Origin of the sequence: Roseibium album, from assembly GCF_001404515.1 — a bacterium.
GTDB lineage: Bacteria > Pseudomonadota > Alphaproteobacteria > Rhizobiales > Stappiaceae > Roseibium > Roseibium album.
Genome location: NZ_CXWE01000001.1, coordinates 914,068 through 927,097 on the forward strand (window position 1 = coordinate 914,068; position 13,030 = coordinate 927,097).

Annotated in this window: 14 protein-coding genes; 7 read left to right on the plus strand and 7 right to left on the minus strand. The window is 56.5% G+C overall.

The window, feature by feature from the left end:
* Window positions 1-2: 2 nt before the first annotated feature.
* Entirely contained in the window at window positions 3-431 is a 429-nt protein-coding gene (locus LA5095_RS04000; RefSeq protein ID WP_055112755.1) for a secondary thiamine-phosphate synthase enzyme YjbQ, read from the plus strand.
* A gap of 6 nt (window positions 432-437) precedes the next feature.
* On the opposite strand, the gene LA5095_RS04005 is transcribed toward LA5095_RS04000, so the two are convergent.
* From LA5095_RS04005 to LA5095_RS04025, 5 genes are all read right to left on the minus strand, one after another.
* Window positions 438-1,187, minus strand: coding sequence for an SDR family NAD(P)-dependent oxidoreductase (locus LA5095_RS04005; protein ID WP_055112121.1), 750 nt, complete (start codon window positions 1,185-1,187; stop codon window positions 438-440).
* Window positions 1,188-1,282: 95 nt separating this feature from the next.
* Window positions 1,283-1,723 carry a hypothetical protein gene (locus LA5095_RS04010; protein WP_144436075.1) on the minus strand — a complete coding sequence of 147 codons (441 nt, stop codon included), beginning with the start codon at window positions 1,721-1,723 and terminating at the stop codon, window positions 1,283-1,285.
* A gap of 322 nt (window positions 1,724-2,045) precedes the next feature.
* Complete coding sequence (locus LA5095_RS04015) at window positions 2,046-2,300, minus strand: HP1242/YdcH family protein (RefSeq protein ID WP_029065761.1); 255 nt, start codon at window positions 2,298-2,300, stop codon at window positions 2,046-2,048.
* A gap of 149 nt (window positions 2,301-2,449) precedes the next feature.
* A complete protein-coding gene (locus tag LA5095_RS04020) occupies window positions 2,450-3,709 on the minus strand; it encodes a HupE/UreJ family protein (RefSeq protein ID WP_055112125.1) in 1,260 nt (419 codons plus the stop codon).
* An 82-nt stretch (window positions 3,710-3,791) separates the two neighbouring features.
* Window positions 3,792-5,732 carry a calcineurin-like phosphoesterase C-terminal domain-containing protein gene (locus LA5095_RS04025; protein ID WP_082442759.1) on the minus strand — a complete coding sequence of 647 codons (1,941 nt, stop codon included), beginning with the start codon at window positions 5,730-5,732 and terminating at the stop codon, window positions 3,792-3,794.
* A 285-nt stretch (window positions 5,733-6,017) separates the two neighbouring features.
* Between LA5095_RS04025 and LA5095_RS04030 the strand changes: the two genes are divergently transcribed.
* Together LA5095_RS04030 and LA5095_RS04035 are read left to right on the plus strand one after the other, a co-directional pair.
* Window positions 6,018-6,392, plus strand: coding sequence for a VOC family protein (locus LA5095_RS04030; RefSeq protein ID WP_055112129.1), 375 nt, complete (start codon window positions 6,018-6,020; stop codon window positions 6,390-6,392).
* Window positions 6,393-6,404: 12 nt separating this feature from the next.
* Complete coding sequence (locus LA5095_RS04035; protein ID WP_055112131.1) at window positions 6,405-7,106, plus strand: helix-turn-helix transcriptional regulator; 702 nt, start codon at window positions 6,405-6,407, stop codon at window positions 7,104-7,106.
* Window positions 7,107-7,128: 22 nt separating this feature from the next.
* Here LA5095_RS04035 and LA5095_RS04040 read toward each other — a convergent pair whose 3' ends face one another.
* Window positions 7,129-8,151, minus strand: a complete 1,023-nt coding sequence (locus LA5095_RS04040) for a LacI family DNA-binding transcriptional regulator (RefSeq protein ID WP_055112133.1) — start codon at window positions 8,149-8,151, stop codon at window positions 7,129-7,131.
* An 85-nt stretch (window positions 8,152-8,236) separates the two neighbouring features.
* Here LA5095_RS04040 and LA5095_RS04045 point away from each other — a divergent pair, with 85 nt between their 5' ends.
* On the plus strand, window positions 8,237-9,415 hold the full coding sequence (locus LA5095_RS04045; protein ID WP_055112135.1) for a phytanoyl-CoA dioxygenase family protein: 1,179 nt from the start codon (window positions 8,237-8,239) through the stop codon (window positions 9,413-9,415).
* A 2-nt stretch (window positions 9,416-9,417) separates the two neighbouring features.
* Here the strand turns inward: LA5095_RS04045 and LA5095_RS04050 are convergent, their stop codons facing one another.
* The gene (locus LA5095_RS04050) at window positions 9,418-10,155 is read right to left on the minus strand and encodes a DUF1194 domain-containing protein (protein ID WP_186009643.1); all 738 of its coding nucleotides are present in this window, start codon (window positions 10,153-10,155) and stop codon (window positions 9,418-9,420) included.
* A gap of 412 nt (window positions 10,156-10,567) precedes the next feature.
* Between LA5095_RS04050 and LA5095_RS04060 the strand changes: the two genes are divergently transcribed.
* From LA5095_RS04060 to LA5095_RS04070, 3 genes are all read left to right on the plus strand, one after another.
* Window positions 10,568-10,822 carry a PepSY domain-containing protein gene (locus LA5095_RS04060; RefSeq protein ID WP_208992535.1) on the plus strand — a complete coding sequence of 85 codons (255 nt, stop codon included), beginning with the start codon at window positions 10,568-10,570 and terminating at the stop codon, window positions 10,820-10,822.
* A 78-nt stretch (window positions 10,823-10,900) separates the two neighbouring features.
* Window positions 10,901-11,569, plus strand: coding sequence for a response regulator (locus LA5095_RS04065; RefSeq protein WP_055112139.1), 669 nt, complete (start codon window positions 10,901-10,903; stop codon window positions 11,567-11,569).
* Window positions 11,559-12,986 (plus strand): ATP-binding protein, encoded by a 1,428-nt coding sequence (locus tag LA5095_RS04070; RefSeq protein ID WP_055112141.1) that lies wholly within the window; start codon window positions 11,559-11,561, stop codon window positions 12,984-12,986. The genes LA5095_RS04065 and LA5095_RS04070 overlap by 11 nt, the downstream gene beginning before the upstream one ends.
* The last annotated feature ends 44 nt before the right edge of the window (window positions 12,987-13,030 follow it).

Sequence of the window (13,030 nt, forward strand, 5' to 3'; positions counted from 1 at the left end):
TCATGCAGACCGTATTTTCAGTGCGCACAAGCGGGCAGGGCCTTTATGAGTTCACACATTCCGTCTCGTCCTGGCTCCGGGATGAAGGAGCAGCGGATGGATTGCTGACCTTGTTCGTTCGCCACACATCCTGCTCGTTGCTGATTCAGGAAAACGCCGATCCCGATGTTCAGGTGGACCTGAAAGCCTTTTTCGAGCGGCTGGTGCCAGGGTCCGATCACCCGAGCATGAACTATCTTGTCCATACCTACGAAGGTCCGGACGACATGCCGGCACATATCAAGGCGTCGATACTACCCGTTTCGCTATCCGTTCCGGTCTCCGCAGGTCGTATGGTCCTGGGCACCTGGCAGGGGATCTATCTGTTTGAACATCGCGCCAACCCGCACCAGCGCCAGGTGGCGGCACACTTTCTGGCAACACCCGTGTAAGACGGTTCAGTTTCTCAAGGACGGCAATCCGATTCCCGTGCTTTCGAACCCGCCGTCGGAGGCAATGATCTGGCCCGTGACATAACTGGCCTGTTCCGAGCACAGGAAGGCTATGACTTCGGCAATTTCCTGTTCGCTTCCGTAGCGGTTGAGAGGAATGGCATCGTGATAGGCATCAATGATGTCCTGGCTGTGCACGGCCATGGCCAGCTTTGTACGCACCGGTCCGGGACACACGCAGTTCGCACGAACTCCGAATTCTCCGAGTTCCGCTGCCTGTTGCTTGGTCAGGTGAATCACCGCTGCCTTCGACGTGCCATAGGCAACCCTGAGGGTCGACGCTCTCAGACCCGAAATGGAGGCAATATTGACAATGGAGCCCCGGGTCTGCTTGAGCGCGGGTACCGTTGCCTGGGAAACCAGGAAGACGCCATCCAGATTGGTTTCCATCACTGTGCGCCAGGCTTGGAAATCCGTATTTTCCATTGGGCCGAAATGGGCGACACCCGCATTGTTGACGACCGCATCCAGCCTTCCGAATTTATCCAGAATGGCTGGAATTGTCTCCTCGACCCGGCTCTGGATTGAAACGTCGCACGAAAACGGCGTTGCACCGTGAAGTCCTGCCGATGCAATTTCCAGTTCGTCGCTGTCCCGGTCGAGCATGGCCACATGCCAGCCGCGATCGAGCATCAGCTTTGTCGTGGCAAGGCCAATGCCTCTCGCCGCGCCGGTGACAAGTGCAGTTTTCTGCATCTTTTCCCTCGTTTGGATGAAGTGTTCTAAGGCCGCGACGCTTCCAGCACCGTGTCTGAAAAAATCAGATGTGTGTCAGCGAAAATGATATTTCACTACATGGAAATGCAAACTCTGATTGCCCCTGCATTATCCCAAAGCGCCAGGTCCACGTCATTGATACGAAAGGCGTAATTTCCAGCCGGATCCGGTGTATTGACCGCCAGCGCGGCAAACTCGGCAAAAGGTACAATCCGGCCTGTCTGATCCCTTACCAGCATTTCGCCGAATGAGTACGACTGATCGAACTTGTAACCGTAAAGCGGACCGAGTTTCTTGGCATCCGAGCCTGAATAGCCTCTCGGTCCGACCGGTTTGTACATGCCGGAGATAACACTCCAGCTGCCGGCGTAACTGACGCGGCGAATATTGCCGTCTGGAAGCGTCATGCCCTGCCAACCCTTTTTGGAATTCACGTCGATACAGAAATCAGCAGCGTGAACAAGGTTTGGAATCAAGAAGATAAAGGAGCATAGTGTAGAAATAAGTTTAACCATGATTTGCTCCGAACATTATCGTTTGCGGCAGCAAATCTCACAACTGGCATTTCGTCAAGGTCTCAAACAAGTCTCTGTGCTGTCAGTGCAAATTTGATCTGGCGTGAAATATACTCACAGTATTCTCACACTTTATTGCCTTGTAACTCCAGGCTGAAAAACCCACATTTCAATCGAACGATGAGGGTCGTTCCTCCCCAGACTGGCGCCGGACTTGACACAAGTCCTGGCGCCGTTTTTTATTTTTCGGGCCCGGGAGGGGCGGCCCGCGCCGTCGGACGGGGACGACGCGGGCACTAACACCGGCCTGAAAAGGAGGGGCTCAGGTCGCGGTGTTTGCAGCAGCCGCCAACATGGCGGCAATCTGGTCTTTCAGGTGAAGTCGCTTCTTCTTCAGGTCTTCAAGCACGTCGTCGGCGGCAGGTTCCACATTGGTTTCAATGCGATGCACTTCCCGGTTCACGGTGTGATACTCGTCTGCCAGTCGCGCAAAATGAGTGTCTTTGGTCTTGAGCGTATGCAATTCGTCCGCAGATTCGGGAAATTCTTCGTGCAGTTCGTGTGGAACGTGACTCATTCGTGCCTCCTTTTGAGACAAACAAATTGCCGCCAGTTCGACGGCGACACCTTGAGCCAGATCAATCGAACATGATTTGCAGGGGGACCGGATACGCTTCGACCGGGTATTCTTCGGAGCTTTGCGGTTTCAGAATCGAAAATCCGTTTTCAGACGGACGAAACCATGCCGCCGAGCCTTTCTGTGACCCACCATGCAGAGAGGATTGCGATCGCGGTCAAGGTGCCAAACCGGGCTGGCCTGAGGGCTGGGGTCGCCAGGCGTTCAAGCGCCAGGACAAAGGAAAGGGTCAAGGCCAGGATGATCAATTGACCGAACTCGATACCAACATTGAACGCCAGCAGAGCTGGAACCAGATCGGGCGCGTTGCGTCCTAGAATGTCACTGAGAACAAAAGAAAAGCCGAGACCGTGAAGCAGCCCAATTCCGGTGAAAACGAGAACTGATCCCGACTTGTTGACCATGGCTGCGATGGCCGCATAAAGCACGGATGCAGCGATGGCCGCCTCGACCGCCGGAATGAACCACGACCACGAGGGTGTTGCGCCGAGAAAGGTTGCTATCAGGGTCACCGAGTGGCCGAGCGTGAACGCGGTGACCAGGTAGATAAGCTTGCGCGTCGCACCAACGCCAAGCGCAAGCGCGATTACCAGCAGGACATGGTCCAGTCCTTCCAGGATATGCAACATGCCTTGAAAAACGAAATGGAGAAAGGTGGAGAGGCGTGATCCGTCCATGACCGTAGGCGCTTCAAGCTGTCCTGAAGCCGTTGTCGATACCGGAGGATCAACTCTGGCATCGACAAGATGGTTCTCGATCGAAACCCCGGGGCCCGGCAAAAGGGGTGCATAGCCCGACTGGATTTGGAGCACGCCGCCCGGGTCCGGGCTGTCGAACCTGACAGCATAGTCGATGAAGGCCTGCCCGAACACCGGATCCAGTGAGGAGCTTTCTGCATTGAGCGCAGCTCTTGCCGCGGCGACTCTGTCCAGAGCCTGTATCGGTCGGTTGTTCCGGATCGTGAAACCAGTGATTGATGATGGCAGATCCAGTCCGGCCTGAGAGAATATCAGTGCTTTTTGAAGACGGTCTTCGAAGCTGGAACGATCCTGGAAAATGGCTTCAGTGTCGAGCCGGTAACGGACACCGCTACCTGTTGTTTCAACCCGCAGGAATGGAGAGAGGAGGGGAGCCTGATCGACCTGTGCCTTGCCGACCAGATCAGAAAAAACAAGCGGCGCCGGTACGCGAACATACGCGATCAGGACGCCGTCTGTTTCTGCAACCAGGATCGTACGGACCTTGGCGCCTTCTGAAAAATGCGCGGCGGCGGGAATTCCGGAGAGCACAATGACAAACAGGCTCTGCACCAGGTGTTTTACGATATCGGCAATGTAAGCGCGGATCATCTGCATCTCTTCCGTTATGCGTCCCGGGCACGCTGTGTGTCCGGGACGGTGCTTTCAGAGTGTTGTCACGAATGCATTCAGGTTACTGCCAGAATTTATCCTGCCATGTCATTTGCGGCAGGTCTTCAACAACCTCGAAGGTTTTGGTCTGCCGGAAGGAGCGTCCGTAGCGGTCCGTTGTTGTTACCTCCAGCGTATGGATACCGACCGGCAGGTCCTTGGGGAGCTCCGCACGCCATAGGTGGCTGGACTTCGTGGACAGCATCCAGTTCTGGAACGGCCCCGCAGCACCGGTCCAATGAGTGCCTTGCCAGGTATAGAACCCGGAGTTTACCTCGCCGCCTTCGGTGCTCCTCACAGCAATTCTGCCGTTTGTTGATTGCCTGGCAAGCGCGAGTGGGTCAGCATAGGTCGGACCGTCGAGGACTTCTTCGCCGTCACCTTTTTGCGTGCGCATCGCCACAGATGCCGAACCGCCGTTGATCCTGAATGAAACCTCGGAGTCCTTTGAACCGTTCCAGACATTGACGGCAACATAGGTGGTGTCGGCGAGATCCTTCTTCGTCAGCATGTCCATGTCGCCGAGATCGTTGACCGTGACCGGCGGCGTGATGTCGCTCGGGACATCGTAAAGATCCGTGTAACTGACCAGTTTTTCCGCCCAGTCGCGGAACCGAGGCGTATTGAACGAGACGTGCAACTGATCGTCCCTGGTGCCTTCGAAGGTCATGTAGGTATCGACATAGTCCGGGCCGGAGAAATCCAGAACATAGTAGCCACGCGGGGAGCCGAGGCGCTGCGTCCCATGCGGCACACCCGAATTGTTGAGATCGCCAGCCCACCAGGAGCCGGAAACGGCTCCCGTAACGATCTGGTGGAATTTCGCCGGTCCGGTATTGGTTGCTTCCTTCCAACCCTTGAAATACTCACCCGGCAGGATCTGTTCGGTGGTGTGAGTGTGGCCGGAAAGGCCGAGTGCCGGCCGGTCGCCGATCAACTCGTAGAGTTTGTCCAGATTGTCCACCTGATGTTTCTGCGCGGAGGCATCCGTGTAGGTGACGAATGGAATATGGGCACTGAGAACAATCAGTTTGTCGTCCGGTACATGGGCCAGATCGTTCTTTAGCCATTCCAGCTGGCGCTCGGAGATAACGCCGTTGTAGGACGGTTTGGCGGACAGATCGCAGAACGCGTGGGAATCGACACCGTTACACGGGTAGCGCACGTCATCGAGAACGATGAAATGCACCTGACCGATGTCGAAGGAGTAGTATTCCGGACCGAATTCGCGGCGGAAGGTATCGAAGCTGTCAGCATCGCTCGTGGCATCAAAATCCAGATCGTGATTGCCGGCAACGTAATATTGCGGCACGCCGCCGGTTGCGATGATCTTCTTGAAGCGCGGATAAAGCGACAGATCATCACCCATCACGTCGCCTTCGAAAAGAAGGCATTGGGTTTTGGAGTTGTCGCGGTTGGTCAGCATGTTGCCTACGGTTTTGCGCACATAGCTGATCTCCGCATTTGTGTAAGGCTGCGTGTCGCCGAATACGAGGCACTGGAAATCGTCGCCGACTTTGTCCTCGATCAGCGGAAAATTCACAGCCTGCGGCAGCGGACCCGTGGGCTTTATTCCGCCAAAGCGCAGGTCCGGGGAACCGGCCACCTTGTGAACGTAGTTGAACTGCGGAACCAGATCCGCATTGACCGGCGGAGAAAACTCGGCGGGTTTCGTGACGAACAGGTTCATGTCGTCATAGGCCGGCAACTCATAGGAGCCATCCGGTCCGGTGACAACGACTTCCCGACCATTCGAAACAAGGACGCCTGGCAGACCGCTTTCGCCTGCATCCAGCCTTGAATTCCGGTTGGTGTCGACAAACACCTTGCCGCTCGCCCTTTTTGCGGCCTGTTCGCCGTGAACGGTGTCGACGTTTCCGACATAGCCTGCATCCTTGGCGACAACGCCGGATGCAAATGCGCCTGTGCCTGCAAGGAGCAGGGCCAAGGTCAATTTTCTCATGAGAACCTCCGAGGGTAGGGCTGTTGGTTCAGCCGCCGGTAACTCTCCCCGGCTTCAATGACGTTAGATTGTCTATCACGTTAAAGTTTTGTTTCAATCGGTGCACACGCGATGTCACAAAGTCGGCAAACTGTCATGTTCGCTCTGATCCGCAGTTGATGCAAAGTCAGAAAACGACGGAAATGCTCGAAAAAAACAGGGAAAGAGAGGAAATACTCCTGACAGAAGGGTGTCAGGAGACCCCTGCTAGATTGCGTTCCATCACAGCATTCAAGGAGACTTCCCATGACATTCGCACCTGACAATTTCACCGTTTGGATGGAGATCCCTGTCTCGGATCTCGACAAGGCGATCAGCTTCTACAACGAGGTGTTCCAAACCGAATTGAATCGCATCACCGACATGGGACCAAATCACATCGCAATGTTTCCGACCAAGGACAAGATGGGCATCGCAGGCCACCTCTATCCCGGCAAGCCCGCCGAGAAGGGAACGGGACCGACGGTTCACATTGCATGTCCGGACAACCTGGAAGAGACGATGGAACGCTTCGCAAAGGCCGGCGGAGAGGTAGTATCGGATCCGATCCCGATCCCCGCCGGGCGATTCGCCTATGGGATCGACCCGGATGGCAATTCGATCGGAATGTTCGCCGCTTAAGGAGCCACTCGCATGAGACGTGCCGACCGCCTGTTTCAGATTGTGCAATATCTGCGTGGCGGCCGGCTCGTCCGGGCACGGCAATTGTCTGAATGGCTGGAAGTTTCTGAACGAACCATCTATCGCGACGTTGCCGACCTTCAGGCATCCGGTGTTCCGATCGAGGGAGCGGCGGGCGTCGGATACATCATGCGCGACGGATATGATCTGCCACCTCTCATGTTCACCCGAGACGAAATCGTAGCTCTTCTGGCTGGTGCGCGTCTGATCCGCGCCTGGGGAGGGGCGGCCATGGCGCGTGCGGCCGAAGAGGCCATGATCAAGATCGATGCCGTTATTCCGGAAAAGATGCGGGTCCGGCAGAACGAAGTCGAAATCCACGCCTTTGCCCCTGAAATGACAGCGCAGGTACGTGACCTGATTGACCGTCTCGAGGCCGCGGCAGATACACGCAAGAGCCTGTCGGTCGCCTACATGGACGGCAAGGGTGACGCGTCCAGGCGGGTCATACGTCCCCTCGGTCTCTGGTTCTGGGGAAAGGTCTGGACGCTTGTCGCCTGGTGTGAATTGCGACGGGATTTCCGCATGTTCCGCCTGGACCGCATGTCGGACGTTGAAGAGACCGGAGAGACTTTCAGGCCTGAGCCGGGCAAGACGCTCAAGGATTTCTATCGATCCATGGAACAACAGGGCTACGGACGCTCCGATGCTTGAGATTGACTGAACCGGACGCTGCCTAGAATCCGGCTGGAATATTCATCGGCGTGACGATCTGGATATCGCTTTCCGTTTGGTTCAATGGTTCGCCGACGCCATGAAACGCGAGGATGTGTCGGAAGGCCATTCGCATGTCGTCACGCAGGTCATGGTGCAGCACCAGCGTAAGCACGTCCTTGCGCAGGAGCTCCAGATTGTCCTCATCCAGATCGTGGGCGATGAAGAAATCTGGCGTGTGGCCGGAGGCTTTCAGAGCATTGAGGATCGCGAAATTGCCGCCTCCCATGGAATAGACACCTGCAATCTTGGCAGGCCAGCTCAACTTCGCGGAAACTTCCTGGGCGGTCGATGGGTTGAGGCCGCCTCCACCGCTCGCATCGATCAGCTCGATGTCGGGGCGCAACCTGTGAAGCTCGAGGCGAAATGCGTGGAAACGATCTTCCTCGCCCTGGAACGCATGCTGACTGAGTGTTGTCAGGACGCACGTGTCCGTTGGCTTGAGAAGCTTTAGCATCAGATATGCCGCGGTTTGACCGGCCTTGATGTTGTCGAGGCCGGCATAGGCCAGCCTTCGGGCATCCGGGATGTCTGTAAAAACTGTGACAACAGGAATGTTCTTTGCCGTCAGCCGGTCAATTGCCGCGCGCACCCGTTCCGTATCGCGGGCCTTCAGGCAAACACCCTGGCTGCCACGTTTCCGGATTCGATCCAGCACGGTGACGCAGTCATTTTCCGTCATGGTTTCAGCAAAAGTGAAACGCGGCCTGAGCGCCGCGGGCCTGAACAGCGGCAGGACGGCTTCGCTCGCGCGCTGAATTTCGCGGCTGAACCGTGAAGGTGCTTCAACGACAATATCGATAAAGAAGCGACGGCCCTTGGCGGACAGCTGGGTTTCCTGTCGCGCCAGTTCCTCGATTGCGTCTTCCACACGCCTGCGGGTTTGCGGGCTGACATGCGCCCGGTTGTTCAGGACGCGGTCGACGGTCGCAGTGCTCAATCCCGACTGCAGCGCGATTTCCTTGACAGGGAAACGATGGGTCATTGATGGATTCTTGATGGAATATCTGAAACACTTCAAGTCCGGATCCGCTAGAATTGCAGGCACAACATGACGATGGGAGAATAATATGGATCGTCAGGTGATCCCCAATGGCTATTTCGATGCCGGAAGTTGCAGCATTGATGACTTCAAGGTTCTGGTAGACCAGCAGTTGAGCGAAAGCGACGCGCCTCGCGCAGAGCGCATTGTGTCGAACATTCCGGTTTACAACGTGTCCGAGATCAACAGGTTGCTCTCAGGAACTGAGGGCAGGCGTTGCCTTCTGGCCGAGTGGGCGCATATCCTGATGCACCGGTCCGGCGTTCTCGTGCTGGAGGGCGCTTTTTCCGATACAACCCCACTCGACGCGGCAACGAGCGTCTTCCAGGACATTATCCGGGAAGAGAAAGCAGCCTCGGGTGGTGGTGCGGACCATTTTGCAGCTGCGGGCGCGAATGACCGGATCTGGAATTCGCTTCAGAAACTGTGTCTCCGCGATCCGGAGGCTTTTGCCGGCTGTTTTTCCAATCCGGTGATCGATGCCGTTTGCGAGGCCTGGCTCGGTCCGAATTATCAAATGACCTCTCAGGTCAATCTCGTGCGGCCCGGCGGTGGTGCGCAACAGGCGCACCGCGACTATCATCTGGGTTTCCAGACTGAGGAAGTCTGTGCAGACTATCCCGCACATGTGCACGATCTGTCACCGGTTATGACGCTGCAGGGTGCCATCGCGCACACCGACATGCCCGTTGAAAGCGGTCCGACCAAACTGCTGCCGTTTTCCCAGTTGTACCGGCCAGGCTACATGGCCTACAGGCAGGATGTCTTCAAGGAGTTCTTTGAAAGTGCCTATGTTCAGCTGCCGTTGAAAAAAGGAGACGCTCTCTTTTTCAATCCTGCGCTTTTCCACGCGGCCGGGGAAAACAGGAGCACAGACATTCAAAGGCTGGCCAACCTTCTTCAGATATCGTCAGCCTTCTGCCGTGCCATGGAAACTTCTGACCGCGAAAGAATGTGCAAGACGCTCTATCCGATACTTCTGGAAAAGACCCGATCCGGCAGTTGGGACAAGGCGAAAGTTGATGCGGCAGTTTCCGCGTGTGCGGAAGGATATTCCTTCCCCACCAATCTGGACAACGACCCGCCGGTCGGCGGCCTTGCTCCCGAAACGCAAAAGCAATTGTTTCTGAGAGCGCTCGGTGACGGACTACCCTTGGAATCGTTTTCAAAAGCGCTTGCCGAGCAGACCAGCCGTCGCAAGGCGTAGGGTCAGTTCACGAGGGCATAACCGTTGCCGATGATTTCGCGGATGAGCTTGCGCTTCATGGCGCGCGCGTAGTCCTGATAGTCGTCGGCAACCTCGATAAATGCTCCAGGACCGCTGATGACGTGGCTTTGATAGTATTGAAGCGGGGAGTCTTCGGCTCCTTCAATAACCAGACCGTTGACGGTAATGCCTTCGAAATCAAATGCCTTGTAGGCGCTCGACGGCGGAAATCCGTCGTTGTTGATCCCGTCGCCTGCCACATCGATCACCTTTCGCGCACATTTGGCGGGCGCACGGCTCATCTGGACGGAGGCATAGCCCAATGCATAACCGATCGCTGTGGGGAAACCGATAAAACCGCGCCGCGATTCTCTGAGCGTGCTTGCTGCCCTTTCGGCACTTTCAGCATCGGTCAGGTGCTGCCATCCCAGCTGAAGGAAGTGTTGCCGCTGGCCGCTCCATTCAAAGCTCATGATCCAGATACCGCCAACAGCTTCAATCGCCTGAACGACATCCGGGTCGCTGAGCGCTTGCGCCATGCCGTTCAGCTGCAGGTCATGTTCCAGATGATCAACACTGGACGATCCGTCCATTGCCAGAACGAGCGCGAGCGAGCATGCAGTTGCGGGAACAGGAACCATTGCGGAAACGGCAAGGCCAAGAGCGCCAATGCAAACGCGCAGGCTGCGGGCGGGATTATGTGCGGTATCCGTGAGTGATCGAACGAATTGCCTGAACATGGGCGAAGCTTAGCAGTTCGTCGTGAACAGGCATAGATGTGATGTAAGTAGTTTTACTGTGAACGTGAACTGGAAGCTCTTTTTAACATTGCTGCTCCCCTTGAGTTATATGATTGAGTCCCCTTCCAGGGCGTTGAACACTGTGTTCTGCGGCAACAGAGCGGTCACCGGAATGATGGTGATGGTTTGAAATGCCCCCTCGGCCTGATTTTGAGGCCAGCTGGACGTCATTGTACTCCGCTTTTGATCAACCAGGCTGCTGTACAGACCGCGCCCGATTGGCAATTCCTGAATTCGAGTCGAGCGTCTCCGTTTCTTCGCAAACGCCCTGAATGCCGGGTTCAGCTTGCGTTCAGGTAAAATTGATTACACCTTGCCCATGACTTGGAGACACAGAACCGGAACGGGATTCGTGAAAAAGATCTTTGCCTTTTTGCTAGTGACCTTCGCTGCGGTCCTGCCAGCTGAAGCAGCCTGCCTGTCCCAGGCTCAGGCGCGGGAAGCCGTGGCGAGCGGCAAGGCCGCACCTCTTGGTTCGGTCGCGGGCCGCGCCGGTGGGGAAATCGTGAAGGCGCAGCTTTGTCAGCAGGGCGGCGGTTATGTCTACGTTTTATCTGTTCTCAAGGGTGGCAAGGTGACGAATGTCACAGTCAACGCCAGCCGGTGACTGGTACACCGGCGGTGATTGCACGGATTTGCAGCCGCCACCCACCGTTCCGATCGATTAATCAAGAAGTTGGTTCCAATGCGAATTCTCGTCATCGAAGATGATACCGACCTAAACCGTCAGCTTGTCACTGCTCTTGAGGAGGCAGGTTACGTTGTTGACAGCGCCGCCGATGGGGAAGAGGGCCACTTTCTGGGTGAAACGGAACCCTATGATGCGGTGGTTCTGGATCTTGGCCTGCCGACACTCGATGGCTTGTCTGTGCTGGAAAACTGGCGCAGGGACGGCCGAACCATGCCTGTCCTGATTCTGACTGCCCGTGACCGCTGGTCGGACAAGGTGGCCGGCATCGATGCCGGTGCAGATGACTATGTTGCCAAGCCGTTTCACATGGAAGAAGTGCTGGCACGGGTGCGTGCACTCGTTCGCAGGGCAGCCGGCCATGCCTCCAACGAGCTGATCTGCGGTCCCGTGCGCCTGGATCTGAGAGCGGGGCGGGTAACCGTCGACGGCAATCCGATCAAGCTCACATCCCACGAATATCGATTGCTGTCTTATCTGCTGCATCACAGAGGTAAGGTGATTTCAAGGACCGAACTGACCGAGCATCTCTACGATCAGGACTTTGACAGGGACTCTAACACGGTCGAAGTGTTCGTCGGCAGATTGCGCAAGAAAATCGGTTCAGACATGATCGAAACGATCAGGGGCCTCGGGTACCGTCTTGGAGAGCCCAGTGACGACTGACCGTGATGCTGTCGCCAAGGCGCAACAGACAGGTAGTCGTCAGTGGTCTCTCGCGTCCCGGCTGGTCTTTGTTGCGGCCGTCTGGTCCACCATAACACTTGCATTGGCAGGCGTTTTCCTCGTCAGTCTTTATCAGAGCGCAAGTGAGCGGGCCTTTGATGCCCAGCTGGAAGTTCATATCAAGGGCCTCATCGCCGGAATGCTGGAAACAGGTCAGAACGGCGGACCGGAAACGTTGATCCAGTCGGTGGCGGCGCCGGTCTACCGGGGCGATCCGAGATTTTCCCTGCCCTTGTCCGGGTGGTACTGGACCGTGCGGCGTGCAGACAACCCGTCGATAATGTTTGCGTCCGAATCGCTGCTCGGTGATCCGTTGAATACACCTCCGATTGGCGACATGGACAGCAGTGCGGGCTTTGTCAGCGGTCCGACGGGAGATGAAGTGCGGGTCCTGCAGCAGCGCATCACGATCGGAGAGGCCTCCTACGTTATCGCGGTGGGGGCTGCAACGGCCGGGTTCTGGGCGGACATTGCAGAATTCTCGCGGACTGTCACCTTGACGCTCTGCATCGTCGGTATTGGCCTCATTCTCGCAATTTTCCTTCAAGTCCGGGTCGGCCTCAGGCCTCTGGCAAGGCTGCGCTCCTCGCTCTCGGCGGTTCGGCTGGGAGAAACGGAGCGCATTGATGAAGCCTTGCCACGCGAAATCGCGCCTTTGGCAGTCGAGTTGAATGCGCTCATCGTCTCCAACAAGGAAATTGTCGAACGAGCTCGAACCCATGTCGGAAATCTCGCACATGGCCTGAAGACACCGCTTTCAGTGATCTCCAACGAAGCGCGGGCTTCTCAAGGTCCGTTTGCCGACAAGGTGAGCGAGCAGGCGGCGATCATGTCGACCCAGATTCAACACCACCTCGAACGCGCAAGGATGGCAGCACAGCGGCGGGTGATCGGTGTATCCTGCGAAACCGAACCGGTTCTTGGCAGGCTGATCCGGGCAATGGGGAAAATCTATCAGGACAAGGGTATCGAGGTTGCGTTCAACCAGACCGGGGACATCCGTTTTCGGGGTGAGAGCCAGGATCTTGAGGAAATGGGAGGCAACCTGATCGACAATGCCTGCAAGTGGGCTTCTTCAAGGGTTTCGGTCGACATTGTGTCTCAGGACGATCCGGCCACGAACCGCGAGATGTTCGTGCTCACGGTCGAGGACGACGGACCGGGCCTGTCTCCTGAACAACGGGCCGAGGCTGTCAAACGTGGCAGGAGGCTCGATGAAACCGTGCCCGGGACAGGCCTTGGCTTGTCAATTGTGGCAGACCTTGCAGCGCTTTACGGTGGTACTCTCAACCTCGATATGTCTTCCCTGGGAGGTTTGAAGGCCAGCCTTGTGCTGCCGGCACTGACAAGGGAATAGGGGATTACGATGACGGCGAAGAGACCGGCGTCGGAGTGCTGTGT